Source organism: Streptomyces yerevanensis, from assembly GCF_000716805.1.
Taxonomy (GTDB): Bacteria; Actinomycetota; Actinomycetes; order Streptomycetales; family Streptomycetaceae; genus Streptomyces; species Streptomyces flaveus.
In genome coordinates this window covers 25,207-51,073 of record NZ_JNWJ01000003.1, presented here as the reverse complement: position 1 = coordinate 51,073, position 25,867 = coordinate 25,207, and the positions used below count along the sequence as shown (strand labels likewise).

At 68.7% G+C, this 25,867-nt stretch carries 19 protein-coding genes and 1 pseudogene; 11 read left to right on the top strand and 9 right to left on the bottom strand.

The genetic code is table 11. The features are described 5' to 3' along the window. Positions 1-43 precede the first annotated feature (43 nt). The 3 genes from OP79_RS03780 (at position 44) to OP79_RS03770 (ending at position 4,577) form a co-directional block, all read left to right on the top strand. The gene (locus OP79_RS03780; RefSeq protein WP_157857276.1) at positions 44-823 is read left to right on the top strand and encodes an IclR family transcriptional regulator; all 780 of its coding nucleotides are present in this window, start codon (positions 44-46) and stop codon (positions 821-823) included. A gap of 276 nt (positions 824-1,099) precedes the next feature. Beyond that, positions 1,100-2,569, top strand: coding sequence for an APC family permease (locus OP79_RS03775; RefSeq protein WP_157857275.1), 1,470 nt, complete (start codon positions 1,100-1,102; stop codon positions 2,567-2,569). Positions 2,570-2,630: 61 nt separating this feature from the next. After that, the gene (locus tag OP79_RS03770; protein WP_211270728.1) at positions 2,631-4,577 is read left to right on the top strand and encodes a primary-amine oxidase; all 1,947 of its coding nucleotides are present in this window, start codon (positions 2,631-2,633) and stop codon (positions 4,575-4,577) included. 80 nt (positions 4,578-4,657) lie between these two features. On the opposite strand, the gene OP79_RS03765 is transcribed toward OP79_RS03770, so the two are convergent. After that, positions 4,658-5,365 (bottom strand): IclR family transcriptional regulator, encoded by a 708-nt coding sequence (locus OP79_RS03765; protein WP_033318482.1) that lies wholly within the window; start codon positions 5,363-5,365, stop codon positions 4,658-4,660. A gap of 143 nt (positions 5,366-5,508) precedes the next feature. Between OP79_RS03765 and OP79_RS03760 the strand changes: the two genes are divergently transcribed. Beyond that, complete coding sequence (locus tag OP79_RS03760) at positions 5,509-7,008, top strand: aldehyde dehydrogenase family protein (RefSeq protein ID WP_051744395.1); 1,500 nt, start codon at positions 5,509-5,511, stop codon at positions 7,006-7,008. 56 nt (positions 7,009-7,064) lie between these two features. After that, the gene (gene wrbA, locus OP79_RS03755; protein ID WP_033318481.1) at positions 7,065-7,700 is read left to right on the top strand and encodes an NAD(P)H:quinone oxidoreductase; all 636 of its coding nucleotides are present in this window, start codon (positions 7,065-7,067) and stop codon (positions 7,698-7,700) included. 88 nt (positions 7,701-7,788) lie between these two features. Here the strand turns inward: wrbA and OP79_RS03750 are convergent, their stop codons facing one another. Together OP79_RS03750 and OP79_RS03745 are read right to left on the bottom strand one after the other, a co-directional pair. Further along, positions 7,789-9,276, bottom strand: a complete 1,488-nt coding sequence (locus OP79_RS03750) for an APC family permease (protein WP_033318480.1) — start codon at positions 9,274-9,276, stop codon at positions 7,789-7,791. A gap of 80 nt (positions 9,277-9,356) precedes the next feature. Next, complete coding sequence (locus OP79_RS03745) at positions 9,357-11,012, bottom strand: amidohydrolase (RefSeq protein ID WP_051744394.1); 1,656 nt, start codon at positions 11,010-11,012, stop codon at positions 9,357-9,359. 181 nt (positions 11,013-11,193) lie between these two features. On the opposite strand from OP79_RS03745, the gene OP79_RS03740 reads away from it, so the two are divergent. Next, positions 11,194-11,808, top strand: a complete 615-nt coding sequence (locus tag OP79_RS03740) for a TetR/AcrR family transcriptional regulator C-terminal domain-containing protein (RefSeq protein ID WP_033318479.1) — start codon at positions 11,194-11,196, stop codon at positions 11,806-11,808. 55 nt (positions 11,809-11,863) lie between these two features. Beyond that, positions 11,864-12,427: an MBL fold metallo-hydrolase gene (locus OP79_RS03735; protein ID WP_033318478.1), complete on the top strand. Its 564-nt coding sequence runs from the start codon at positions 11,864-11,866 to the stop codon at positions 12,425-12,427. Between the two features lie 145 nt (positions 12,428-12,572). On the opposite strand, the pseudogene OP79_RS03730 reads toward OP79_RS03735, so the two are convergent. The 5 genes and pseudogenes from OP79_RS03730 to OP79_RS03710 all read right to left on the bottom strand — a co-directional run. Beyond that, a pseudogene (locus OP79_RS03730) lies at positions 12,573-13,253 on the bottom strand (sensor histidine kinase); the annotation flags it as partial. Positions 13,254-13,335: 82 nt separating this feature from the next. Next, complete coding sequence (locus OP79_RS03725; protein WP_033318477.1) at positions 13,336-15,081, bottom strand: cellulase family glycosylhydrolase; 1,746 nt, start codon at positions 15,079-15,081, stop codon at positions 13,336-13,338. A 248-nt stretch (positions 15,082-15,329) separates the two neighbouring features. Continuing rightward, positions 15,330-16,367, bottom strand: coding sequence for an HpcH/HpaI aldolase/citrate lyase family protein (locus OP79_RS03720; RefSeq protein ID WP_078491596.1), 1,038 nt, complete (start codon positions 16,365-16,367; stop codon positions 15,330-15,332). After that, positions 16,357-17,574: a CaiB/BaiF CoA transferase family protein gene (locus OP79_RS03715; RefSeq protein WP_051744393.1), complete on the bottom strand. Its 1,218-nt coding sequence runs from the start codon at positions 17,572-17,574 to the stop codon at positions 16,357-16,359. The genes OP79_RS03720 and OP79_RS03715 overlap by 11 nt, the downstream gene beginning before the upstream one ends. Before the next feature lie 178 nt (positions 17,575-17,752). Then, on the bottom strand, positions 17,753-18,679 hold the full coding sequence (locus OP79_RS03710) for a LysR family transcriptional regulator (protein ID WP_033318476.1): 927 nt from the start codon (positions 18,677-18,679) through the stop codon (positions 17,753-17,755). A gap of 184 nt (positions 18,680-18,863) precedes the next feature. Between OP79_RS03710 and OP79_RS03705 the strand changes: the two genes are divergently transcribed. The 3 genes from OP79_RS03705 to OP79_RS03695 all read left to right on the top strand — a co-directional run bounded on the left by OP79_RS03705 (position 18,864) and on the right by OP79_RS03695 (position 22,887). Next, complete coding sequence (locus OP79_RS03705; RefSeq protein ID WP_033318475.1) at positions 18,864-20,312, top strand: CitMHS family transporter; 1,449 nt, start codon at positions 18,864-18,866, stop codon at positions 20,310-20,312. Between the two features lie 177 nt (positions 20,313-20,489). Further along, positions 20,490-21,887, top strand: coding sequence for a prolyl oligopeptidase family serine peptidase (locus tag OP79_RS03700; RefSeq protein WP_033318474.1), 1,398 nt, complete (start codon positions 20,490-20,492; stop codon positions 21,885-21,887). A 136-nt stretch (positions 21,888-22,023) separates the two neighbouring features. Beyond that, positions 22,024-22,887, top strand: coding sequence for a poly(ethylene terephthalate) hydrolase family protein (locus tag OP79_RS03695; RefSeq protein ID WP_245685208.1), 864 nt, complete (start codon positions 22,024-22,026; stop codon positions 22,885-22,887). 80 nt (positions 22,888-22,967) lie between these two features. On the opposite strand, the gene OP79_RS03690 is transcribed toward OP79_RS03695, so the two are convergent. Then, positions 22,968-23,924: an expansin EXLX1 family cellulose-binding protein gene (locus OP79_RS03690; RefSeq protein ID WP_033318472.1), complete on the bottom strand. Its 957-nt coding sequence runs from the start codon at positions 23,922-23,924 to the stop codon at positions 22,968-22,970. 370 nt (positions 23,925-24,294) lie between these two features. On the opposite strand from OP79_RS03690, the gene OP79_RS03685 reads away from it, so the two are divergent. Continuing rightward, positions 24,295-25,728: a glycoside hydrolase family 43 protein gene (locus tag OP79_RS03685; RefSeq protein ID WP_033318471.1), complete on the top strand. Its 1,434-nt coding sequence runs from the start codon at positions 24,295-24,297 to the stop codon at positions 25,726-25,728. Positions 25,729-25,867: the final 139 nt, after the last annotated feature.

The following is a 25,867-nucleotide window of genomic DNA, read 5'->3' as shown; positions in this document are numbered from 1 at the left end:
GTCAACCCCCGGGGGCAACAGACCCGTGCCATACGCTGAACGCGTGAGCGGAACCGGGAAGGTGGTAGGCGGCGTGCGGGCAGAGGCCGCGAACGACGCGGAGAGCGGCGCGGGTGACGGACGCGAGGAGAAGGCGAAGCGCCCCAGTCAGCCACCTTCGCAGACGCTCGTCCGAGGCCTCGCCGTCCTGCGAGCCGTCGCTCACCAGCCCCGCGGCCTGACGGTCGCCGAGATCGCCGCCCGGACGGGGCTGCACCGGACCGTCGTGCACCGCCTCGCAGGCACGCTGGCCGCGGAGGGTTTCCTGGCGAAGAGCGCGGACGGCGCGTACGTACCCGGGGGAGAGCTGCATACGCTCGCGGGCACCTCGCGGCCCACCCTCGCCGAGTTCGTCCAGCCGCTGCTGCAACAGCTCGCGGACCGGTACGGCGGTACGGCGATCCTGTTCTTCCCGGAACCGGACTGTGTCGTCGCTGTGGCCACGGCGGTTCCTCAGGACGCCGACTATCACCTCGCCTACCGCAAGGGGTCTCGCCAGCCGTTGGACCGCGGGGCCGCCCCGTGCGCGATCCGGGCCGGGCGGGCGCCCGCCGACGACGACTCGGACGCCGTGCGTGAGGCGCGTCGCCGGGGTTGGGTCACCAGTCATGGCGCGGTGGAGCCCGGAGCCCACGCGGTCGCCGCTCCGCTGGCTCGCGACGGAGACGTACTGGACGCCTGCGTCATGTTCGTCTCGCACCGGCAGGACCGCGTCGACGAGGCGACACCGGAAGTGGTCTCTGCCGCGCGAGCGGCCCGAGCGTTCCTGCTGGGCCCGCGCTGAGCACTCCACTGATAGTGGCGCGCTGTGCCGTCTTTCGTCTGCGGCGCCGTCGTGGCTGGCCGCGCAGTTCCCCGCGCCCCTTAGGGGCGCTACCGAGTAGCCCATCCCGAATTTCTCCCCGGTCAACCGCCGCCCCCGCCGAAGCACTTCGGCGGGGGCGGCCGCATTTGTGTCCGCCGGGCCTTGACACCCGCCATGAGCCACAACACGATGTGCTTTCAACAAACGTACACCATGTACGAATATCGCACAGCGGTGAACTGGAGGCTGATCGGGATGACAAGCCCTGATCGCACCACCTTGGCCCAAGGCCGCCTGTCACTGATCGGCGTCCTCACTCAATCGCTCGGCTTCATGGGACCGGTCTTCTCTGTCGCGGCCCTCCTGCCCCTGGTCGTGGGCCTGTCGGCCACGGGACGCGGCGCCGGCGTCGCCACCCCGGTCGCGATCGTCATCGCCGGCATCGGCATGTGCGGTGTGGGATGGATCATCGCCCAGTACGCGAAGCGCATCCATCTGTGCGGCTCTCTCTACGAATACGTGAGTGACAGCGCCGGACCTCGCGTCGGCGTGATCGCCGGATGGCTCTACTACGGAGCCATGTTGGTTCTGGGAGCCTCGACGTACCTCATCCTCGGCGGACTCACGCAGACATGGCTCAAGAGCGCCATGTCCGTGGACGTGCCGTGGTGGCCGCTGTCCCTGATGTACGCCGCCGTGACCTCGACGATTCTCGTGGTCGGCGTTCACGTCTCGATCCGGGCGCAACTCATACTCGCCCTGGGCGCCATGGTCGTCGTCCTCGTTTTCTCGCTGGTCATCATCTTCCGCGGCGGCCAGAACGGCGAAAGCTGGTCCACCGAACCCTTCAATCCCTTCGCCGTGGGGAGCCTGAATCTTCTCTTCGGCGTTCTGTACGGCATCAACATGTTCATCGGGTTCGAGTCGGCGGCCAACCTCGCTGAGGAGACCTCGGATCCCAAGCGCCATGTGCCGCGGGCGGTCATGCTCTCGCTGGGCATCGTCGGGGTCTATTACGTGGTGGTGGCCTACGCGCAGGTCATGGGTTTCGGCCTCGACGCAGACGCGTGGAAGAACAGTGTCTTCCCGCTGGAGACGCTCTCGTACGGTGAGGAGTTCGGGTCTGCCGCGTTCGGAAACATCCTGGCGGTCCTGATCATTCTCGACATCCTCGCGGTGGCGATCGGAATCGGCGTCGCATCGACTCGGGGAATGCTCTCGATGGCCCGCAGCGGCCGACTGCCGTCGAAGCTGGCTGTTCTGCACCACCGGTTCCGTACCCCTGTGTGGGGCGCCGCGCTGCTGGGCGCCGTATCGTGCGTCGCCATCGTCGGTGTGCACGTGGGGGGCGACCGGATGTTCGGCCAGGAGGCCGGTCAGCCGCGATGGTCGTCGGCGTTCGGCTGGATGGCAGGCTTCGGCGGAACAGGCATGGCGATCATGTATCTCGTCGTCGGTGCCGCAGGTGTGAAGGGCCTCTGGAGCCATGTCAACCGCACCAAACTGCTCATCGCGGGAAGCACCGGTGTAACAGTGGCGGCCGGCGCGGTGTTCGGCGCGGTCTACCAGGCGGCCAGCCCTCTCGACACCGTTCCCTGGGCTCTGCTCGTGTGGGTGGCACTGGGCGCGGTCTGGTCCTTCTTCGCGCTCGGCCGGTCCTCCCGCCAGGGAGAACCCGTGACGGGCCAGGCGGTGGAAGGCACCAGTGAAGTGACCCCACTTTGACGACAACCCGGACCACCCCTCACCTCACCCTTCACCGCCCATGCCATCAGGAGGAAAGGCAGTGACCACCACCACGGCACACCCGTACGATCCGCTGACCGCCGAGGAAATAGAAAAGGCCGTCGGTGTGGTGCGTGCCAGTCACCCTCAGCGGGGGGCGATCAAATTCCCCCTGGTGCGGCTGGACCTCCCGGACAAGGAGCAGGTGCGGGCGTACGACCCCTCGCGCCCGAGCCCCCGCGTGGCCTTCCTCGTCGTCTACGACCCCGAGGCCAGTGCCATGTTCGAGGCCCGGGTCGATCTCACCGACGACAGCCTGGTCTCCTTCAAGCACCTCCCGGGCATGCAACCGCCGATCATGATCGACGAGTTGATGGCGCTCGACGAGATCGTCAAGAACGACCCGGCCGCGGTGGAGGCACTGGCACGGCACGGAGTCGACGATCTCTCGCAGGTGCAGTTCGACCCCTGGTCGACCGGCACTCTGCCGATCGAGGGTGTGGACGCGCGACGACGCGTGATCCGTGCGACCGCGTACGTCCGGCACTTCACCGCGGACAACGGCTACGCCAGGCCTGTAGGGAACCTCGTCTTCGTCATCGACTGCGACGCCCGTTCGGTGGTGGCCATCTCGGAGGGGGATCAGCTGCCGCTCCCGCCGGAGAGCGGGAACTACGACCCGGGCAGCGTGGGACCGCTGCGCGACGACCTCCGCCCGATCGAGATCACGCAGCCGGAAGGACCCTCGTTCACGGTGTCCGGCAATGTCATCGAGTGGCAGCGATGGCGGCTGCACGCCCACATCGACGTGGTGGAGGGCCTCGTCATCAGCGATGTCTCCTACCTGGACGAGGGGCGTCGCCGCTCGATCGTGCACCGGGCCGGCATCAGCGAGATGGTGGTGCCCTACGGCGACACCAGCGACGACTTCTACTTCCGGAACGTCTTCGACGCGGGCGAATACAGCCTGGGAAAGACAGTCGGTTCGCTCAGTCTCGGATGTGACTGCCTCGGGGAGATCCGGTACCTCGACGCCGTGCTCTCCGACGAGTCGGGCACCCCGCACACCATCGCCAACGCCATCTGTCTGCATGAGGAGGACTACGGAATCCTCTGGAAGCACTGGGACTTCCGCTACGTCGAGCAAGCGGAGGTCAGGCGTTCCCGGCGGCTCGTCGTGTCGTCGATCCACACGATAGGCAACTACGAGTACGGCTTCTTCTGGTACTTCTACCTCGACGGGACGATCCAGTTCGAAGCCAAGCTGACCGGAATCGTCCAGACGCGGGCCGTTGCTCCCGGCGAGCAACCCGCCTACGGAACGCTCGTGGCGCCCCAGTTGGACGCGCCGAACCACCAACACCTGTTCAACATGCGACTGGACATGGAAGTCGACGGGCCGCGCAATACGGTCGTTGAGGTCGACGCGGTGGGTCTCCCGATGGGTCCGGACAACCCGTACGGAAACGCGATCGTCGCCCGCCGCACGGAGATCACCAACGAACGTGACGGCCGCAGGATGTGCGATCCGTTCGCCGCTCGCACCTGGAAGATCACCAATCCCGGTGTGCGCAACCGCTTCGACGAGCCCGTCGCCTACAAACTGGTCCCCTTCGTCGGCCCGACGCTGCTCGCCGCTCCCGAAAGCGACCTGGCACGACGCGCCGAGTTCGCGCGGGCGCATCTGTGGGTGACCCGGTACAGCCCGGACGAACTGCATGCGGCCGGCGACTACCCGAACCAGCACCCCGGGGACGGGATCGGCAAGTGGATCGAGCAGGAGCGCGATCTGGCCGACACGGACGTGGTGCTCTGGCACACCTTCGGCACCTCGCATCTGCCACGGCCGGAGGACTGGCCCATCATGCCGTGCGAGTACGTCGGGTTCGCGCTGAAGCCGGTCGGATTCTTCGACCGCAACCCGTCGTTGGACGTGCCGCCCCCGGCCGGGCATGGCGCGAAGAGCTGTCACTCCGCACCGCAGCAGGGTGACCGGCACGGCGAGTGACCTTGCCGGGCCCGCACCCGTACACCGGACGCGTGCGGGTTTCCGGCTGTCCCGCCGGGGCGACGCACCGGCGTGGGGCGCTATCGCCTGACCGCTTCCGGGCCGGCCGCGCCGACCAACTGGGTCGCGGCCGTCCCGGCGGCCTCCGTCACCAGATGGGGAACCTGGTCGTCGACGAGCTTGAGGCCGAGTTGCACCACTCCGAGGCTCGCGGTCGACCAGTCCGAGACCCGGATGGGGGCCGCGATGCCGATCGCACCTTCCTGGATCGAGCCCACGCTGACGGCGTAGCCGCGACGACGGGCCTCGCGGACGTCGTCGGTGTCCTCGTCGCCCTCCGGCCTGCCGGCGAGGATGGCGATGCCGTCCGCGCCGATGGTCAGGGCGTGCCGGGCGCCTTCCCGCATGGCGAGGTGCATGGTGGAGTTCGGCGGCTCCGCCGTCAGCAGGATCAGGGCCTGGTCGCCGTCGGCGACGCTCAGCAGCGCCGTGCTGTTGGTCTGTTCGCTGAGCCGTCGCAGAATCGGCAGGACCGTGGCCTGCAGCCGTGGTTTGAGCTGCCCGGCCAGTTCGGCCACGCCGAACCCGAGGATGTATCGCGTGCCGATACGGGCGACGAGGCTGTGCGCCTCCAGAGTGCGCAGAAGACGGTAGACGGCCGCCCGGGCGATGCTCAGCTGCTCGGCGAGCTCCGCCGCCGTGAGACCGTCGGCGTTTCGTGCGAGCAATGACAACACCGTCAGCCCGCGGTCAAGAGTCAGGGACGTTTCCCCGCCGGTCGCCGCCACGATCTTCTCTCGCCTCCTGCCTAACCGTGCCGCACATCATGTCACGCCGGTCAGAACGGTCGTATGGCGCCGACCCCTTGACCCGGCGTCACCCTCATCCCTATGGTTTCGAATATCGTCCACATAGAACGGTAATCGTACTCATGCTAGCACGCACAGAAGCCGAACAGCTGGTCAGCACGGTTCCGACAGGGCCCTACATCGCCGGGCGTTGGGTCAGCGGTCAGAGCATCGACACCTTCGACGTGATCGACCCGGTGACCGAACGACGGCTCACCAGCGTGGCCGCCGCCGGGGCCCGCGAAGTAGACGAGGCCGTATCCCACGCCCGGTCCGCTCTGGATGAAGGTGAGTGGGGGAGAACGGACGGAAGCGCCAGGGCGCTCCTGCTGCACCGTCTGGCCGATCTCGTCGAGGCCCGGAGCGAGGAGTTCGCGACGCTGGAGTCGCTGGACATCGGCAAGCCCGGCTTCGAGCCGCGGGCCATCGACCTGCCCCAGGCGATCGGGGCCTTCCGGTACTTCGCCGGCTGGGCCGACAAGCTGGAGGGCCGCTCCGTCCCGACGTCCCCCTACATGGGCCGGCCCACGCACAGCTACACCGTGCGCGAGCCGGTCGGAGTCGTCGCGGCCATCACGCCCTGGAACTCGCCGACCATGATCGGGTCGTGGAAGATCGCGCCCGCGCTCGCCGCGGGGTGTGCCGTCGTCCTGAAGCCTCCGGAGGACGCGCCCCTCACCTCTCTTCTCCTCACGTCGCTGATCGAGGAAGCCGGGTTCCCGGCCGGGGCGTTCAGTGTGCTTCCGGGGCTCGGAGCCGTGACGGGCCAGGCACTCATCGATCACCCGGGAGTGGACAAGATCTCGTTCACCGGAAGCCCCGAGACGGGATACAGGGTGGCCGTGGCGGCCGCGAAGGGATTTCGGCGTACGACTCTGGAACTCGGCGGCAAGAGCCCCCAGATCGTCTTCGGGGACGCCGATCTGGACGAAGCCTCGCAGGGAGTGGCGGTCGGAATCTTCGCCAATCAGGGCGAGGTGTGTGCCGCGGGCAGCCGCATCCTGGTCGCTCGTTCCGTGTACGACGAATTCGTCGAACGTCTGGTGACGCGTGCCCGCGACATCAAGGTCGGCGACCCGTTCGACGAAGACACCACGATGGGCGCGTTGATCAACGCACGGCAGCTGGAGCGGGTTTCCCAGTACGTCGCGGCAGGAATCGACGACGGCGCCCGCCTGATCGCAGGAGGCGGCCGACCGGACGGCAAAGGGTTCTTCGTCGAGCCGACACTGTTCGCCGACGTGGACAACACCATGACGATCGCCCGGCGGGAGATCTTCGGGCCCGTGGGTGCGATCATCGCGTTCGACTCGGAGTCCGAGGCGGTCGCGATGGCCAACGACAGCGATTACGCCCTGGCCGCCACCCTCTGGACGTCCGACGTGAGCAGGGCGCATGTGGTCGCTCGCCGCGTGAGGGCCGGGGCTGTCGCGATCAACGGCTGGGCGCCGCTCGACCCCCGCCTGCCGTGGGGCGGTTCCAAGCTCAGCGGTCAGGGGCGGGAACTCGGCTGGGCCGGTATCGAAGCGAATACCGAGGAGAAGACGGTCACCGCCGTCCTCTCGTACGCACCCGACAAGTGAACCGCCGCCAAGCGCCTACTTCGTGATCGAGCAACATCCCTCGGAAGGGGTTTTCTGTGTCAGCACACGTGTTGGTCGTCTACTACAGCGCGACGGGGTCCGTGCATCGGCTGGCGAAGGCAGTGGCCGAAGGAGCTGAATCCGCGGGCGCCGAGGTACGGCTCCGCAGGGTCGCCGAACTCGCCCCCGCCGAGGCGATAGCCGCGAATCCGGACTGGGCCGCGCATCGGCAGGAGACGGAATCGACCGTCGAGGTGGTCGAACTCGCCGACCTGGAGTGGGCCGACGGTTACGCCTTCGGCACACCGACGCGTTACGGCGCTCCGGCGGCGCAGCTGAAGCAGTTCATCGACACCGCCGGAAGTCTCTGGCAGGCGGGGAAGCTGTCGGACAAGCCGGTGACGACCTTCGTCTCCTCGGCCGAGCAGCACGGCGGCCAGGAGTCGACGATCCTGTCGCTGAACAACGTCTTCTACCACTGGGGCGCGGTCATCGTCCCTCTCGGCTACACGGACGACATCGTCTACGCCGCAGGTGGAAACCCCTACGGGACATCGTGGCCCGCCGGATTCCCCTCGACGGCCCCGGACGAGGTCACGCTGGATTGCGCCCGTTTCCAAGGAACCCGGTTGGCGCGGTTCGCGACGCTGCTCGCGGCGGACAGGGCGCAGGCGTCCGCCGTACAGGGTTGAGCGGGCAGTCAGAACGCAGTGACACGTCGGCGTGCGGCTGCGGCCCCGTCGCGGTGATCTGCCGCCCCGCGACGGGGCCTGCCCGTGTTCACACGGAGTCGACGTCGGTGGTGGCGAGCTTCGCGTAGACCTCCGGCCGCTTACGGCGGATCCGCATCGCGAGGACCGCGCCGATGGCGAAGACGACCGGAGTGAGCGCGGCGAGCGTCCAGTTGACGGAGGGCGGGGCGCCGGTGAAGAGATTGAGGCGAGTGCAGACCAGCCCTGTGATCACGGCCAGGAGGAGTGCGGCGGTCGCGGGTGCGGCGACCGTGCGCAGGCGTCCGGCCCCGCCGGCACCGGGGTTGCGGCGGAAGAAGGCGACCACGGCGCAGGCGGCCAGCGTCTGCAGCGCGAGGATGCCGACCACTCCGGGGGTGTTCACCCAGAGCAGGAACTCGTTGTACGGGTGCGCGCCGATCGCGGCGAAGACGGCGGTGACGACGGCCGCCAGCACGGTCTGCGCGATGCCGGATATCCAGGGCGAGCCGTGCCGGGGGTGGATGCGGCCCAGGCGGGCGGGGGCGGCGCCCTCGACGGACAGCGCGTAGCCGTAGCGGGTGATGGCGTTGTGGAAGGCGAGCAGGGAGGCCAGGAGGCTGCTGACGATCAGGACGCGCTGGAGGTCGGTGGCCCAGTCGCCCACGTAGCGGGTCATGGCGGTGAAGAACATCTCGGCGGGGTTCTGTGCCGCGGTCCCGACGGCTTTGTCGTCGCCGAAGGCCTGGACGATGACCCAGACGACGAACGTGTAGAAGAGGCCGAGGAAGCCGACGGCCAGGTAGGTGGCGCGGGGCACGGTGCGGTCGGGATCGCGGGCCTCCTCGCGGTAGAGGACGGTGGCCTCGAAGCCGATGAAGGCGGCGATGGCGAGGCCCAGCGGTGCGCTCATCTGCGAGGTGAAGACGTTGGAGGGGGCGAAGGAGGCCAGGCTCAGGCCGTCCGCACCGCCCTTGACGAGGATCGCGCCGGCCAGCAGCGCCAGGACGGCGGTCTCCGCGATCAGCAGGACGGCGAGGACCTTGGCGCCCACGTGGATCGACCGGAAACCGAGGAACCACACCACGGCGATTGCAGCGAAGGCGTAGACCGGCCAGGGCAGGTCGACGCCCAGGAGGTCGTTCGCGGTGCCGGCGGCGAAGAAGCCGAAGGCCCCGTAGGTGCCGATCTGCAGGGCGTTGTAGGAGAACACCGCCAGCAGCGCCGCTCCCAGTCCGGCAGGGCGGCCCAGGCCCCGGGCGATGTACGAGTAGAAGGCGCCCGCGTTGCGGATGTGGGGCGTCATGGCGGTGAAACCGACCGCGAACAGGCACAGCACGACACCGACCGTCAGGTAGGCGACCGGGGCGCCGATGCCGCCGAAGAGGATGGCGAGCGGGGCGATACCCGCCATCACGGTGAGCGGGGCGGCGGCCGCCACGACGAAGAAGACGATGTCGGTGACGCCGAGCGTGGCCCGCTGCAGTTGGCCGGTCGGCTCCGACCCGGTGGCCGTTGGAGGCTGTTGGGGAGCGGTGGGAGTTTGGGGCTCGGTCATGGAGGTCTCCGCGTGATGCGTGAGGTCGACGGGTGGGTTACTGACCTGGTGCGCGGTCCGGCCGTGACGGCGCTTTTCGGCTACCGTCCTGCGGCAGGAACGGGGGAGGGGACGTGGGAGTCGTACGTGCGCCGTCCGGCTAGCCAGGTGCCCAGGACGGGCAGGCGTGCCAGGTCGCGCGGAGCGGTCTCGACCGGGTCGGCGGCGAGATGCACCAGGTCGGCCCACATACCGGGGTGCAGGACGCCCCACTTCTTCTCCTCGAACGCCTGGTAGGCGCATCCGGCGGAGTAGGCGGCCAGGGCGGTCGAGATGTCGATCCGCTCCTGGGGGAGCCAGCCGCCGTCGGGGATTCCCTCAGGCGTCTGGCGGGTCACGGCGGTGGCGATGCCCCGCAGTGGTTCGTGATCGGTGACCGGCCAGTCGCTGCCGAAGGAGATGCGGGCGCCGGAGGCGAGCAGGGCGGCGATCTGGTACTGCCGCGCGCCGCGTTCCGGGCCGATCTTCGGCAGGATGAGCTCGGTCATCAGCCTGTCGGGCTGGGCCCACAGCGGCTGGAGATTGGCGATCACCCCGAGTTCGGCGAAGCGGGGGAGGTCGGCGGGGTCGATCAGCTGGGCGTGGGCGATGACCGGGCGGCGGTCATGGGTGCCGTTGGTGCGCACCGCGGCCTCGATCGCGTCCAGGGCGACCCGGACGCCGCCGTCGCCGAGCGCGTGGATGTGCGGCTGGAAACCGAGCGCGTCGACCGCGGTGACGGCCTCCGCCAGCTCCGCCGGAGTCCAGTTGGCGATGCCGTGGGAGTGCGGGCAGTCGCTGTACGGCTTGAGGAGGGCGGCCGTGCCGGATTCGATGACCCCGTCGGCGAAGAACTTCACGGTGTGCGCGGTGAGCAGCCCGGGGGCGGCAGCCTCCACACGTTCACGCTCGGCAGCGAGCCCGGCGATCCGTTCGCGCCAGTGCTCAGGCCCCAGGAAGAAGCCGAGGTCGGCACGGACGGGAAGCCCCGGGCCGCTGGTCGCCGCTGTGATCCAGACATCGGCGTGGTGCGGCTCCACCCAGGCATCCTGCACCCAGGTCACGCCGGAGGCGGCGAATCGGGCGGCGGTCTCGCGCAGCGCCTCCACCTGCGCTTCGTGGGACGGCTGGGGTACGAGGCCAAGTACGGGCAGCACGGCACCGAACTCCCGAAGGGTGCCCAGCGGTTCGGTGGAGCCTTCCCGGCGCACGATCTCCCCGCCGTCCGGGTCGGGTGTGGCAGCGGTGAACCCGGCCCGACGCAGCGCCTCGGTGTTCACCCACGCCGTGTGGTGATCCATCGTGCGCAGCACCACGGGCCGGTCCGGGACGGCCTCGTCCAGCCGGCGGGCGTCGAACCGGCCGCCGGGGGCGAGCCAGGCGTCGAAGCCGTCGCCGGTGATCCACTCTGCCTCCGGGTGCTCGTCGGCCCAGTGCCGTACGGCCTCCACGATCCCGTCCACGGAGGTGCACTCGCGGACGGGTGCTCCGAGCAGGCCCAGACCGCCCATCACCGGGTGCACGTGTCCGTCGCCGAACGCGGGCAGTAGCGCGCCTCCTCGTAGATCGACGACGGTGGTGTCCCTGCCCCGGGCGGCGAGCGCCTCCGGCCCGAGCGCACTGATCCTGCCGCCCGTGACGGCGAGTGCGTCGAGCACCGGGTTTTCGGCGGCCCCGGTCCTGACGGTCCCTCCGGTGAACACGATGTCGGCCTGCATGGCGGTGACGCCCTCCCGTCGTACGACGACTTAACTGAAAGTCATTCGGTTTTCGGTAATGTAGGGGTCACCCGAACAGCCGGGAAGAGTTTTACTGAAAGTCGTTCGGTAAAGTTCTGGTGACGTCGTGCAGGCGACCGTGCCGCCTGCCGAACGGGCAGACATACGAAGAGGAGCCCTCGTGCCAAGGCCGCGCACCCCGCTGCTGGACCGCCGACGCATCGGCGCCGCAGCACTGAGACTCGCCGACGACCAGGGCGTTCTCACCATTCCCGCCCTGGCCAGGGAGCTCGGCGTCGCCCCCTCCGCGCTCTACCACCACGTGTCCGGCCGGGACGAGATCATCTCGCTCATGCGGGAAGCGCTGGCCCTGGAGACCAGCCCCGACGCCTGGGACTCGTCACAGCCATGGGAGCAGGCCCTCGAGGAATGGGCCCGCTCCTACCGCTCGGCCTTCGCCGCGCACCCCGGGGCGGTACCCCTGCTCGCCACCGCCCCGCTCGCCGAACCCTTCATGCACGCGATGTACGAGAAGGTCGCCGAACTCCTGCTGACCGCCGGCTTCACCGCGAGCCAGGTCATGCCCCTGATCACCGCGATGGAGAGCTTCATCCTCGGCTCCGCCCTCGACCTCGTGGCCCCGCCGGTGATGGTCTCCGACGTGACCCGCGAAACCGCCCCACACCTCACCGCCGTACTCGACGACACCCCCGCCGACCACCGCCGCGCCGAACTCGCCTTCGACGTCGGTCTCCGCGCCCTGATCACCGGCTTCCGGGCACTCCTTCCCCGGTGACCGGCTCGCACGGCCCCACACCCATCACTCAAGGCGCCACCAGAGGAGCCCCGTCATGACCGCCTCGTTCCACGTCCTGACCACCGGCTACGCCGACACGCGGGTGGCCGGCACCGTCACCCTGCTCGTCGACGATGCGACCGTCGCGATCGTCGACCCCGGCATGGTCGCGGACCGCCGGCTCATCCTGGACCCGCTGGCGCCTCACGGACTTGCCCCCGAGGACGTCACCGACGTGATCTTCAGCCATCACCACCCGGACCACACGCTGAACGCCGCCCTGTTTCCCGAAGCCCGCTTCCACGATCACATGGCCATCTACCAGGACGACGTCTGGGAGGACCGGAACGCCGACGGATACCGGCTCTCCTCGTCGATCACTCTCATGACCACTCCCGGCCACACCGCCGAGGACGTCAGCACCCTGGTGACGGCGGACGAGGGCTTGGTGGTCCTGACCCATCTGTGGTGGACCGCCGAGGGGCCGGCCGACGACCCCTTCGCGCCCGACCGCGATCAACTGCGGGCGGCCAGGGAGAAGGTCCTGGCTCTCGGCCCGGCGCTGATCGTGCCGGGACACGGGGCACCTTTCGTGCCGTCGTCGTCGACGCCTCTCTAGCCCGGCCCCCGCCGGGGATCCCACCCGGCGGTGTGACGGCACTGCTTGCCGTGGCGCCTCCACAGCCGGTTTCACCTGCCGCACCCGGCGGTTCCGCGCTGCCGCGGCCAGCCGAGTGCGAGGCAGCACGACCTCCTGAGCGATCTCAGTCCGTGCTGAGGGGAATCCGTAGCCGCACCCGGTAGCCGCCCTCCGTGGTCGGGCCCGCCTCCAGGGTGCTGTGGAGGATGTCGGTCCGTTCCTGCAGGCCGACCAGTCCCTGGTGCGAACCGGGCATGGAGAGAGAAGGACGCGTGGGCGGGGTGTTGGCGACGGTCACTCCGACGTGGTCGCCGTCCTGCCACAGCTCGACGCAGGCGTTGCCGCCGGAGGCGCGCAGCAGCGTGACCATGGTGCGCAGTTCGTCGAGTGTGGTGACGCTCAGCGAACGGATCGTACGGGCGGCCTCTTTGACGTTCGGGTCCTGGGCGGCGACCTGCATGGCTCCGGCCTGTACGGCGATCAGGCTGACCTGGTGGGAGACCACGTCGTGCATCTCGCGGGCCAGCTGGGCGCGTTCGCGGGCGAGCACGGCCTGGGCGTGCAGGGCCCGCTCGTGCTCCCTGGCCTCCTCGATCTCCGCCAGCCGCCGCGCCAGGTCCCGGTGCGCCTGGAGGAGTTGCCCGAAGAGGACCGGGGCGACCGCGGTGGCCAGGCTGTACACGAAGTCGATCAGCGTCATGGTCCGGCCGACCTCGGAGAAACCGGCCAGCGGCCACGGAGTGCTGCTCACCACGGCGGCCAGGGCGACGCACCCCGCGAGGAGGAGGCGGCTGCGGGAGCGTTCAGTGAACGCGTCGCGGCGCCGTCCCCGCCGGCTGAGCGCGGTGCCCGCCCGGGAGCCTCCCGGGCGGGCACCGGCCCTTTGCTCAGGATGTCGTGCCGGTCACCGTGCTTCCCGACTTGGTCACGTAGTACGTCGTGGTGGCGCCGCTCCAGAAGTGGAAGGTGAGCTTCACGCGCGTGTCACCCTTCACCGCGTCGAGGAAGGCGGGGGTGAGGCGGATGGCCTTCTTGGCCTTGTCCGGTGCGAAAGCGGTGTTGAACTGCTGGTAGGGCGTCCAGCTGGTCGGGCCGGCGTTGCCCCCGTCCGCGTACGTGGCCTCCATCGTCGCCAGCGCATCACCCCGGAACTGAGTGGGAATCCGGAACGAGTTCGTCGTCCCGGTCGTGTTCGACTGCACCGGAGTTTCATGGGTGATCACCTGGAGCCGCCAGGGGACGCCTCGGGAGAACTCGGCCTGCAGCGTCGCGTTGACCCCGTGGGAACGGTCCCCGACGAGCCGGGTGAGCGCAGCCGCCTTCAGCGTCAGCCGGTTGCGGGCAAGGGTGTAGTCCTTGCCGTTGACCAGTGTGGTCGTGCCGTGCTTGAGAGCCTTGAAGGTGGCTCCGTTCAGGTTCAGGGTGAGCGTACGGTCCTTGACGCGGCCGGACTTCGGCACGAAGACGTTGTCCGTGGAAGCGGTTGCCGAGCGCGTGGTCCAGCTCGACTTGATCTGGCCGTACATCCCGGCGTCCTTCCACCGCAGCTTGTCGCGGTCGAAGAAGGCGCCGTTGTCCCACAGGACGGTGGTGACCTTGTTGGTGCGGGCGGTGTTTCCGAACGCCTCGAAGTACTTCTGCATCTCGCCGCGTTCCACGGCGCCGGGGCCGTGGTCGTAGCCGAGCAGACCGTACTCGCCGATGACGACGGGGATGTTCTTGGTGACGAAGGTGTCATGTATCCGCTTGAAGGTCTGGCTCAGGTCTTTCTGAACCGTGGCGTCGAAGCGGGTCGTGCCGGCGACGTTCACGCTGAACGGGAAGTAGCCGTAGTAGTGCACGGTGGCGATCAGCCGTGGGTCGCGCAGCGACTTGATCGTGGTGGCGAGGTTGTTCATCAGCCGCTGGTCCGGTGTGCAGACCTCGGTGGGCAGCATGAGCAGCCGCTTGGTGTTGTTGCCGCCCGACTTGCGCACGATGCTGTGGAACGACTTGTTGAGTTCGTTGAGCAGTTCGGCCTTCTGCGCGGCGTCGGCTTGCTCGAACTGGGGCTCGTTGACGCTCTCGAAGACCAGCTTGGCGGACTCGTTCCTGAACGTGGCGGCGATCTGGGTCCAGGTGGCGTTGAAGCGGGCGAGCACCTTGTCGTGGTCGGTGGACATCGAGTCGGCCCACTGCCAGGAGTCGTGGTGGATGTCGATGATCACGTAGAAGCCGCTGTCGAGCGCCTGGTCGACCACCTGCTTGACCCGCTTCAAGTACGCCGGATCGATGGTGTAGTTCGGCGCCGCCCCCTGGTGGTCGGTCCAGGTCACAGGGACGCGGATGCTGTTGAAGCCCTGGGAGCGGACCTTGTCCAGCAGGGCCTTGGTGGTGCGGGGCTGGCCCCATGAGGTCTCGTCCGGGATGGCGTCCAGACTGTTGCCCAGGTTCCAGCCCGGCTGCATCGCGGCCACGGCGGACATCGCGTTGCCGGGAACCGGGGCCGCGGCCGCCTCGGGCCGGGCATCGTCACCGAACGTCCCGAAGACCGCGCCGTAGGCGAGAACGCCCGCGGCTGTCAGCGCCAGCGGCGTGCCCACTGCCAGCCGAAGGTTGCGTCGGCGGTGCTGTGGGGCCTGCTGCTTCTTCATTGCGCATCCGTTCTGGAAGATCGAGCCGGTGTCTCCCCTCAGTTGCCGACGATGGGCGGGAGGTTGCCGACCTTCACAGGAAATACACAGGTCCGCCCGCCGTCGGCCGACCCGGCCCAGGAGTGCTACGGCAGTCGGCGCAGCAGCGGTCGAGATCGGCTGAATGCACCGGGGGACGAGCCCTTGGTCCGTCCCCCGGTGCATACCGAGCGAAGGTGTCGGCCCCGGCGACATCCGCCGGCCGGCGGTCAGACCGAGCGAGGGTGAGTGTCCGTCAGGGGACGCTGAGCGTCGCGGGCCCGCGGCCTCGACGCGGAACTCGTACGCGTCACGCGAACCTGCGCCCCGTGTCGTTCGAGCACAAGGCGGGCCGTACGGGCCATGGCCTCGTCGACCATCTCACCTTGGAAGGTCACGGCGCCCGTCCCTTCTCTCTGTGCCGCCTCGACCGCCGCGATCAGCTCTGCGCAGCGGGCGAGTTCGGCGGAGCCAGGAGAGAACACCTCGTTGATCACGGGGACATGGGAGGGATGGATCGCCATCATGCCCTCGTAGCCGAGGGAGCGGTTCTGTTCGGCGAAGGCGCGTAGCCCCGGCAGGTCGGTGATGCGTGTCCACAATCCGCTGACCGGGCACGGTACTCCGGCTGCCCTGGCGTCCAGCAGAACGCGGGAGCGCAGTGCCACCGTTTCGGTTCCCTCTGGGCTCCAGCGGTAGCCTACGGCGCGTTCCACATCGCCGCCGGGGGCGGTGAGAGCGCCCAGGTAGGCGATGCGCGAGGCGGCTTGGGCGATGTCGTAGGCCTCGCGCAGGCCACGCGCCGTCTCCAGCAGGGGCACCAGGGCGACTCGGCCCAGCGGCAGGCCCTGTTCCTGTTCGCACCAGCCCAGCAACCGGTCGGCAAGCTTCACGTCCTGGGCGGAGCGGACCTTGGGAAGGACGACACCGGCGAGTCCGGGCCGTACGACCGAGCGTAGTTCCTCGGCCCCCGTCCAGTCGTGCAGCGGGTTGACACGGACGAACAGTGCCATCCGTTCCGCCTGCTCGGCGGACGTGGCGGCGGCCCGTGCGACGGCGTCGGCCACCTGTGCGCGGGCGGTGAGCTTGTCCGCGGTTGGCACCGCGTCTTCCAGGTCGAGGATGGCCGCGTCGGCGCCCGCCGCCCGGGCCTTGGGCAGCCAGTCGGTTCTGGTGCCGGGGACGAAGAGCAGGGAGCGCAGCGGGGGCCGGTCGACCACTCCCGCGTCCACCTCGGCAAGCTTGTCCGAAGGCTCCTCAGATGACATCGCTCTTCTCCAGGTCAGCCAGTTCGTCCGCGCTGAGTCCGAGCCACTGCCCGTAGACCAGGTGGTTGTCCTGCCCGAGGGCGGGCCCCGTCCGCCAGACCCGGCCGGGGCGCTGCCGGAAGTGCGGGATCACCGCCTGCATACGTACCGGGCCGAGATCGGGGTCATCGACGGTGACGATGTCCTCGCGTTCGGCGTACACGGGGTCGGCGGCGATGTCCGCGGCGTCGAACACCCGTGAGGCCACGACTTCGGCACGGGCGAACTCCTCCAGGCACTCGCCGGTGTCGCGCTCCGCCACCCAGTTCCGCAGGTTCTCGTCCAACTGTTCGCGTCGGTCGTACTGTTGCTGAGCCGTGGCGAACTCCCCCTCGGGGAGTCCCAGCAGGCGGGCGATGTTGCGGACCGAGCGCAGCGTCGCGGAGGTCACCGTGATCCACTCGCCGTCGCGGGAGTGGTAGGTGTTGATCACGGCCCCCGGGGCGACCGCCAACTGGTTGCCGGAGCGTTCGGGTACTCGTCCCAACTGGTCGTGGACGATGACCTGCCACTCGACCAGACGGAACAGGGACTCGAAGAGAGCGAGGTCGATCCACTCGCCGTCGAACCCGGGGTCGTGGTCGCGGCGGTGGAGGGCGGCGAGGACGGCGTAGGCGCCCATCAGGCCGGTCACGGCGTCGCCGTGCGAGAAGCCGGTGTGGACGGGCGGGCCGTCGGGAAAGCCGGTCAGGTGGACGACTCCGCTGCGCGCCTCACCCACCTTGCCGAAGCCGGGGGCGTCCGCCTGTGACGAGGTGGCGCCGAAGCCGGAGATCTGCAGCAGCACGGCCCGGGGGTTGATCCGGTGCACGGAGTCCCAGTCGAGTCCCCAGCTGCGCAGGCGTCCGGCGCGCAGGGTGACGATGACGACGTCCGCCCAGGCGACGAGCCGGTGGGCGACGAGTCGGCCGGCCTCGTGGTGCAGATCGAGGGTGACCGAGCGTTTGTTGCGGCCGGCGACCTTGAACCACAGGGGAACACCGTCACGTTGAGGTCCCATGGCGCGGGCCGCGTCTCCGGCGCCGGGGGGTTCTACGTGTACGACGTCGGCCCCTTGGTCGGCGAGCATCGAGCCCGCCAGCGGACCGGCCACCACATGGGCGAACTCGACCACTTTCAGCCCGTGCAACTGCCCGCTTCCGGTGGTGTTCCGCTCGTCGTCCGACACCGATGCGCTCCCTTGCCCTGCTGTTCCGCGTGGGTCCCGACAGCGTCGTCCGCGTTGGTGCGGCGCGGCCGTCGCCGTTGTCTTCAGACTGCCGGAGCGGAGAAATGCCTGTCGAGCAACAGAAGGCCATCAATCCATGCGAAGAACGCATGAATCAGAAAGGGGTCCGTACGCGGCTTCAAGCCCACGAAACCCCGGACGGAAGTGGACGCCCCTGGAGGCGGAACTCTTCGAGCGTCTCCAGGAACCTCTCCGTCACGGTCGGGAGCGTTCGCCGAGCGCGCAGCGCGATGTCCAGGCGCCGGTCCACCACGGGGTCCACCAGAGGGCGGCAGACGACAGGGCCGGCACCCATGAGCGGGAGCACGAGGGCGGGCATCGCCGACACTCCGAGGCCGGCGGTCACCAGTCCGCCCACGGTCGCGATACTGCCCGCCTCGGCCGCCGGTGCCGCGTGCGCGTCGATCTGGGCGAACGCCGCGTCGGTGAGCCGACGCACGCTCGAGTCGCGCCCGACGGCCAGGAACGGCTGACGAGCCAGGTCGTCCCAGGCGATCTCGTGGCGGTCGGCGAGCGGGTGGCCTTCCGGCAGCACCGCGACGAAGCGGTCCCTGACCAGGGGGCGGTGCTCCAACTGCTCCGGCGGGTTACCGACGGTGGTGATCGCGAAGTCGGCGTCGCCGGACAGGACCCGGTCCAGTACCGACCGCTCCAGGCCGTCGAGGAGTCGTACCGCCACCTGTGGCCGCTGCTCGCGGAAGTCGGAGATCACCTGCGGCAGGAGCACCGCGGCGACGGAGGGGAGGGTGGCCACGGCGACCGTTCCCGACTCGCCGAGCAGGTATCGCCTGAGCTCCTTGATGCCCGCCCGGTGAGCGGTGACGATCTGCTCGGCGACACGCAGGGCCTCGATGCCCGCCGCGGTCAACTGGACGTTACGGGTGTCCCGTTCGAGGAGTTGAACGCCGAGCTGTCGCTCCAGATCCGCGACCGCGCGGCTGAGCGAGGACTGGGACACGTGCATCTCCGTGGCGGCCGCGGTGAAGCTCGCGGCCCGGGCGACGGCCGCGTACGCCGCCAGTTGACGCAGGGTGGTGGCCTCCATGGCCGACGAGCATAGGGCTCGCCCACTTGAATTGATGCGCTTAACGCATGGACAGATCTCGGTTTGATGCTGGACACCGATCCGCCGGTGCTCCGAAACTCTCGCGTAACACCTCGGCCTGCCTCCTCCCGCCCAGCCCCGCCCACCGCCGCCGAGGCCCGTCCCCGAGAAAGCGAGCGCCGCCATGCTGGCAGCCCTGGGCTTCGCCACGATCGCCGTCTTACTGCTGCTCACCATGACCAAACGCGCCTCGGTACTGGTCGCTCTGATCCTGCTTCCGGTGCTTGCGGCGCTCATCGGCGGATTCGCGGGCGATCTGGGCGAGTTGATTCTCGGTGGGCTGTCCAAGGTGGCCCCCACCGGCATCATGATCGCCTTCGCGGTCCTGTACTTCAGCCTGATGGTGGACGCCGGGCTCTTCGACCCCCTGATCCGCGGTCTGTTGCGGGTGGCGCAGGGCGACCCGTTGCGGATCACCGTCGCCACGGCCGTCCTCACCCTGTGCGTGGCCCTGGACGGCGACGGCGCCTCCACCTTCCTCATCACCGTCTCCGCACTGCTGCCGGTCTACAAGAGGCTCGGCATGAACCCCCTGGTGCTGTCCGGAGTGGTCTGCCTGGGCGCGGGCGTGATGAACATGGTCCCCTGGGGCGGCCCGACCGTACGCGCCATGGCGGCACTGAAGCTGGACAGTTCCGAGGTCTTCAACCCCGTGCTGCCCGCGATGGGTTTCGGTGTCGCCTGGGTGCTGCTGGCCTCCTACCTGCTCGGCCGCCGGGAGCGCAACCGTCTTGCCGCGCTGTCCCCGCAGGGTCCGGCCCCGGGCGTGCACGAGGACGGGGACGAGCGGGACGACCGTGAACCCGTCGCTTCGACGATGGTCACGGCAACCACGGAAGGTGAGTCGAGTCGGCACGCCACTCCCGCGACGGCTGACGGGGAGCGTCAGGCCCTTGGGGCTCCCGGGGACGGGCCCGGCACCGTCCGGGTCCCGCCGATGCCGCGGACCTGGCGGACCTGGCTGAACATCTTCAATCTCCTGCTCACCATCGCCCTCGTGGTCTGCCTGATCCAGGAAGTGATGCCGCTTCCGGTGCTGTTCGTCCTCGGGTTCGCGATCGCGCTGCTGGTCAACCACCCCACCTGGGAACAGCAACAGGCGCTGCTCGACAAGCACGCCAAGAGCGTGGTCCTGGTCACCACGATGATCTTCGCGGCCGGCGTCCTCACCGGGATCCTCACCGGCACCAGGATGATCGACGAGATGGCCGAGGCGCTCGTCTCCGTCGTCCCCGACTCCTTCGGCTCGCATCTGCCCGTCGCGGTGGCCGTCACGGGCATGCCACTGAGCCTGGTCTTCACCCCGGACGCCTACTACTTCGGCGTACTGCCCGTACTCGCCGAGACCGCGCAGGGCTTCGGCACGGACCCGGCCGAGGTCGCCAGGGCCGCCATTCTCGGCCAGATGACCACGGGGTTCCCGCTCAGTCCGCTCACCGCGTCCACGTTCATCCTGGTCGGCATGAGCGGTGTGTCGCTCGGCGAACACCAGCGCTTCATCTTCCGCTGGGCCTTCGCCACCACCCTGGTCATGACCGCCGGTGCCCTGCTGACCGGTGCGTTCCCCCTGTGACCGGTGTCCCGGGCCTGAGCGGAGTCCCCGCCGACCGCGGGCTCCCGGCAGCCACCGCACATGCCGCTCAGACCTCCAACATGCCGCCTGCTTCCGGGAGTTGGAGGCAGGACGAACACCTCCACACACACCAGGCACTCGAGCCGGGTGCCCCACCGACCGAGACGAGGACGACGCATGAGACGTATCACCAGACGTACGGCACTCGCAGTCACAGCAGGTGCGGTCGCGGCACCGGCCGTGAGCACGGCAACCGCCTCGGCCGCCGACACCACGACAGTCAACTCCCAAGAACGACCAGCGACTTCGGGGCGCAATCCGGTCCTGCGAACGGACCTCGTCACGCGGGTGACGCCGAGAAACAACTGGCTGGTGACAGCCGTCGCCCTCCAGTACGCGTACCGCATTGACCTACGCGGCGGGGGGATCCCGCCCTCGGCCTTCCAAGTGAAGGCCACCGTGGGCGGGCAGACAGCGGCTCGCACGGTGACCCGGATCTACTCCAGCACCACCGCCGAAGTGGACGACCGATCTCGCCCGGGACGGCCGGGGGACCGTCTGATCATCGAACTCGACCCGAACGACTCCAACGCGCGGGCCGTGGGCAGCACCGATCCTCTTCCGCTCGACCGCGCCTACTCCGTCAGGCAGGTGGCGGACGTGCACACCCCGGAAGGCGAACCCGTACTCAAGGCCGGCCCGTTCGCGAGCCGGAACGACGACGTCATCACTCCCGTGGTCGACGACTTCGCCGCCGGTTCCTTCACCGACTCCGCGGGTTTTGAACTGGACTTCCGGCTGTACCAGCCCGAGGGATTCGTACGGAACCCGCAGACGCGCAAGCGGTACCCACTCGTCGTCACCTTGCACGGCGGTGGCGAAGTCGCCGACAACAACATGACCCAGCTCACCTCCAACCGGATCGCGGTCACGTTCGCCAAACCGGAACGACAGCGTCGCGACCCCGCGTTCGTCCTCTCGCCGCAGATCCCCCTGCCCCGTCCCATGGACGGCCCCGACGGCACGGACTGGACCGACGCCAAGGTCCAGGCCGCGCTGATCGAACTCATCGACACCTTCGTGAGCGAGCACTCCCGAAACGTGGACACAGCCCGGCTCTATCTCGTCGGCCTGTCCTCAGGCGGACGCGGCATCTACAGCCTGCTGGCGAAGCGCCCCGAGGTCTTCGCGGCTGCCCTGCCCACGGCCGGTTGGGGCGACCCGGCCACCATGGACAGGATCACGCACATCCCGATCTGGGCCGACCACTCCGTCGACGACCCGGTCGTCCCCTACCGGGAGGGCCGGTTCGGCAAGCCCGGCACCTGGACACTGATGAACGCGCTGGAGACCGCCGGCGCACGGGTCACCCGTGGGGAGTGGGCCAACGATCTGCCGAAGGCACAGTTCGAGGCCCGTTCGCGGGAACTCCTACGGCAGGCCCGGGCCACGCGCAGCCACGTACTGTTCACGAGCTACACGCCCGGAACGACACCGGTGAACCCACATCTCTCATGGGCCCAGACGTATGAGAACGACGTGGTCATCGACTGGCTCTTCGAACAGTCCCGGTAGCCGCCGCACGCGGCGACCCTTCGCGCACACCACTGTCCGGTTAACCGCGCTCTCACCGCTATCCGGAGGTAAATCAATGGATCCATCCCGTCGTTCGACCAACACGACCGTGCAGTTACGGACCCGACCCCGCGCCATGACGGCACTGATCGCCCTGGTGACCACCATCGGCTTGGCGCTGACTCTGCTGACAGCCGCCGCCCCACCGGCGGCCGCAGCCGTCCCGGACCCGACGACTGCCTCCCTGGAGGCCACCAACGGGCCGCTGGCCACCGCCACTTACACCGTTCCCCGCCCAACCGGGTACGGCTCCGGCACGGTCACGTACCCCAGGAACAGTGGCTCGTATCCGGGCGTCGTACTGATGCCGGGCTATCAGGGCACACAGCAGAACCTGCAGTGGCTGGCACCCCGCCTCGCCTCCTGGGGCTTCGTCGTCATCAACGTCGGCACCAACACACTCACCGACGATCCCGCATCGCGCGGCCGCCAAATCACCGCCGCCGGCACCCAGTTGCTCGCGCTCGGCAACGCCCCCGGTAACCCGATATCCGGGAAGGTCAACGGCACGCTCGGCGCGGTCGGTCACTCGATGGGCGGCGGGGGCGTGATGGCGGCCCTCCGGGACGACGCGCGCTTCCGGGCGGGCGTGCCCACGGCCCCGTACTACCCGAACCAGAACTTCTCCGCGGTCACCGATCCCACGTTCTTCCTGACCTGCCAAAGCGACCCTGTCGCCCACGGCAACAGCTACGCGGTGCCCTGGTACAACTCCATGTCCCGGGCCGAGAAGCTCTACATCGAGGTTCCGGGCGACCACCTGTGCCCGATGACGGGCTCCGGCAACAAGGCCAAGCAGGGCAAGTGGATCGTGTCGTTCCTCAGCCTCTGGCTGCGTGCCGACACCCGCTTCAGCCCGTTCCTGTGCGGTCCCGTACGTGACGCCGACAAGAACAACACATCCCTGGTCACGCGCTGGATGGACACCTGCCCGCTCTGACCTACCCGTTCTGACCGGCTCGCTCGGAGCGCTCCGCGGCCCGCCGACGCAGCGCTCCGAGCTTGCTGCCGGAACCGTCGTCAGTGCCGGGCGAACTGAACCCCGGTCGGTTGCGCGACGTTCGGCCGCAGCGCGATCCCGGTGATGGTCAGTTGTTCTCCGTAGATGTCCGTGACTCTGATCGAGCCGCCGCACCCGCTGCCGCTTTCGGAGAGGAAGTAGTTGTATTCGGTGCGGGGCAACTGCCGCCAGCCGCCACCGGTCCGGACCTCCAAGCGCGCGACCGGGTTGCGGTGGCCGATCGCCTGGATGCCGCACCAATATGGGCTGGACCCGGTCTTGTACCTGATGGAGATCGTGTCGGATGTGCTGGGACTCAGTAGCTGCCAGGTGATCGGTATCCGGCCGACCTTGAGATCGGCGAGCTTGGCGAAGGCCTGTTGGCTGAGGTCGATTTGCCCTGGTGCGCAGGGCAGGGGGCATTCGTTGGTAATCCGTACCGTGACCGACTTGCCGTTGGCCGCGCGGACGAGCACGTACGCGCCGCATGCCCTGGACGTCTCGTAGTCCGTGGTGTTCATGGCCGCGATCATGAGGTCGGGACTCGGGCCGAACAAGCAGGCGCCGTTTCCGTCAGCGGCCTCGTAGGCGGTGGCGACCCCGGTGTAGGGGGTGTTGGGCCGAATCCGCCCTGCCGACGTTGGTGTGGTGGGCGCCGTTCGCGGGGGCCGCGGGGTGGCTTTGGCCGAAGGGCGTGCCGCACGGGTCTTCTCAGCGGCCTTCGGTGTCCGTTTCGGTTTCGGTGTGCTGGTCGCGGGAGGGGTCGCCGACGCGCTCGGGGTGCCCTTCGTGGGGGTGGTTCTCACCTTGGTGGTGGCGACGGGCTTGGCCGCGGCATGCCCTGCCTCCACCTCGCGGCCGGGGAGCCCCATGACCAGGTAGGCGAGAACGCCCGCGGCGGTCACCGCCAAGGTGGTTCCCAGCACAAGCCTGCGTCTTTGCCTGCGCTGACGTGCGGCCTGCCTCGCTGTCTTCATACCTGTCCGTTCGGAAGATCGAGCTGATGGTGCACTGCTCAGTGGCCGCCGAGAGCGAAAAGGTTGCCGTCGATTTCTCACTGTGGCGTACCGGAGTTCCGCGGCAGGCGTATCCGGACGGCCTGTCACATGCCGAAAGTATTGACGCACCCCGTTACTCACATTTAACGTCTGCGCGACATCGCGAACATCGTTCGATATGTCGCACATTCATGTTGGCCGGACAGGAACCGTTGCCCGGATCCGACCATCCCTTCCACGTCGCGTGGCAGTCGGCCCTGCCCCGCCAACACTGAGCCCGGCTCCCGGTTGCCCCCGCTTCGCTCCTTTTCGCCCGATAGCGGCATTCGCAGAACGACAGGAGATGGACATGTCCGCGCTTCGCGCCCGGCTGTCGGCGATATTGCTCGCCGTGTGCCTGCTCTTCACAGGCCAAGCCCTGACCGCACCGGAGCGGGCTGCCGCCGCCGATCCGGGCTATCTGATGACGCATTTCATCGGGGAGGGGGCGACCGGTCAGCAGATCTACTTCTCGCACAGCACGGACGGCCTGAACTGGAGTGACCTCAACGGTGGCGGGATGACCCTGCGCTCCACGGTGGGCACGCGTGGGGTGCGTGACCCCGCACTGGTCCGTTCCCCCGACGGCAGCAAGTACTGGATCATCGCGACCGACCTGTGCATCGACTGCGGACAGTCATGGTCGGACTCCATCAACAACGGCAGCCGCAACCTCGTGGTGTGGGAGTCGACGGACCTGGTCACCTGGTCGCAGCCGTGGCTGCTCAACGTCGCCGGAGCGATTCCCGACGGACGCAACGCGTGGGCGCCGGAGGCGATCTGGAACCCGGCCACCAACGACTACGTCCTGTACTGGGCGACGAACAAGCCCCTCAACGGCGCAACGAAGCACCGCATCTACTACGCCCGCACCAGCGACTTCCGCTCCATCACCACCCCGCAGGTCTACATCGAGCGCCCCGGCACCCAGGAAATCATCGACACCCAGATCGTCGAGATGCCGAGCGGCGTCGGCGACTACCGCTACGTACGGGCCTCCGGTGACGGCCAGATCACCCTCGAAGGCAGCAACTCGATCCTCGGCACCTGGACCAACCTCGGCAACCTCTCCGGCATCGGACTGACCGGCTCCCAGGTCGAGGGTCCGATGTGGCTGAAGTTCCGCGACCGCAACGAGTGGACCCTCTACCTCGACCAGTACGCCTCGGGACGCGGTTACATGCCGGTCACGACGACCAACCCGTCCGCCTCCGGCACCTACAAGCTCCCGGCGTCGGGCAGCTACAACCTGGGCGGCACCAAGAAGCGCCACGGCTCGATCCTGAACCTGACGGCCGCCGAGGAGAGCCGCGTACAGGCCCGCTGGCCCAACACCACGGTCAACCGGCTCCAGTCGTACAACTTCCAGGACCGGTACGTGCGGCACGCCAACATGGACGTGCGCATCGACCCCAATGTCAGCCCCGCCGCCGACTCCCAGTTCCGGCTGAGGACGGGCTTGGCGGGCTCCGGCACCGTCTCCTTCGAGTCGGTGAACTTCCCCGGCTACTTCCTGCGGCACTCCGGATACGACTTCCAGCTGGCCTACAACGACGGCACCACCCAGTTCGCCGCGGACGCCACCTTCCGCAAGGTCGCCGGACTCGCCGACGCAAGCTGGTCGTCGTTCCAGTCGTACAACCACCCCGACCGCTACATCCGCCACTACGCCTACCAACTCCGCCTCGACCCGATCACCACGGCGACAGGGCGCGGCGACGCCACCTTCCGCGTGACGAGCTGACCCGACGCCGACAGGGATGTCGGCGACCGGCGAGGGGCCAGGACCGGCTGCAGGAACCGATGCCGGTCCACACCCCTGCGGGCGCGAAACAAGAACAGTTGAGGCCAAGCAGGGTCAACTTCTCGCCATGCTCCGTATT

What these genes read in the sequence shown, in the direction of transcription:
- OP79_RS03775 (WP_157857275.1), top strand. Translation starts at nt 1,100, where the DNA reads ATGACAAGCCCTGATCGCACCACCTTGGCCCAAGGCCGCCTGTCACTG.
- OP79_RS03760 (WP_051744395.1), top strand. Translation starts at nt 5,509, where the DNA reads ATGCTAGCACGCACAGAAGCCGAACAGCTGGTCAGCACGGTTCCGACA.
- OP79_RS03750 (WP_033318480.1), bottom strand. Translation starts at nt 9,276, where the DNA reads ATGACCGAGCCCCAAACTCCCACCGCTCCCCAACAGCCTCCAACGGCC.
- OP79_RS03745 (WP_051744394.1), bottom strand. Translation starts at nt 11,012, where the DNA reads ATGCAGGCCGACATCGTGTTCACCGGAGGGACCGTCAGGACCGGGGCC.
- OP79_RS03735 (WP_033318478.1), top strand. Translation starts at nt 11,864, where the DNA reads ATGACCGCCTCGTTCCACGTCCTGACCACCGGCTACGCCGACACGCGG.
- OP79_RS03725 (WP_033318477.1), bottom strand. Translation starts at nt 15,081, where the DNA reads ATGAAGAAGCAGCAGGCCCCACAGCACCGCCGACGCAACCTTCGGCTG.
- OP79_RS03720 (WP_078491596.1), bottom strand. Translation starts at nt 16,367, where the DNA reads ATGTCATCTGAGGAGCCTTCGGACAAGCTTGCCGAGGTGGACGCGGGA.
- OP79_RS03710 (WP_033318476.1), bottom strand. Translation starts at nt 18,679, where the DNA reads ATGGAGGCCACCACCCTGCGTCAACTGGCGGCGTACGCGGCCGTCGCC.
- OP79_RS03705 (WP_033318475.1), top strand. Translation starts at nt 18,864, where the DNA reads ATGCTGGCAGCCCTGGGCTTCGCCACGATCGCCGTCTTACTGCTGCTC.
- OP79_RS03700 (WP_033318474.1), top strand. Translation starts at nt 20,490, where the DNA reads ATGAGACGTATCACCAGACGTACGGCACTCGCAGTCACAGCAGGTGCG.
- OP79_RS03695 (WP_245685208.1), top strand. Translation starts at nt 22,024, where the DNA reads ATGACGGCACTGATCGCCCTGGTGACCACCATCGGCTTGGCGCTGACT.
- OP79_RS03690 (WP_033318472.1), bottom strand. Translation starts at nt 23,924, where the DNA reads ATGAAGACAGCGAGGCAGGCCGCACGTCAGCGCAGGCAAAGACGCAGG.
- OP79_RS03685 (WP_033318471.1), top strand. Translation starts at nt 24,295, where the DNA reads ATGTCCGCGCTTCGCGCCCGGCTGTCGGCGATATTGCTCGCCGTGTGC.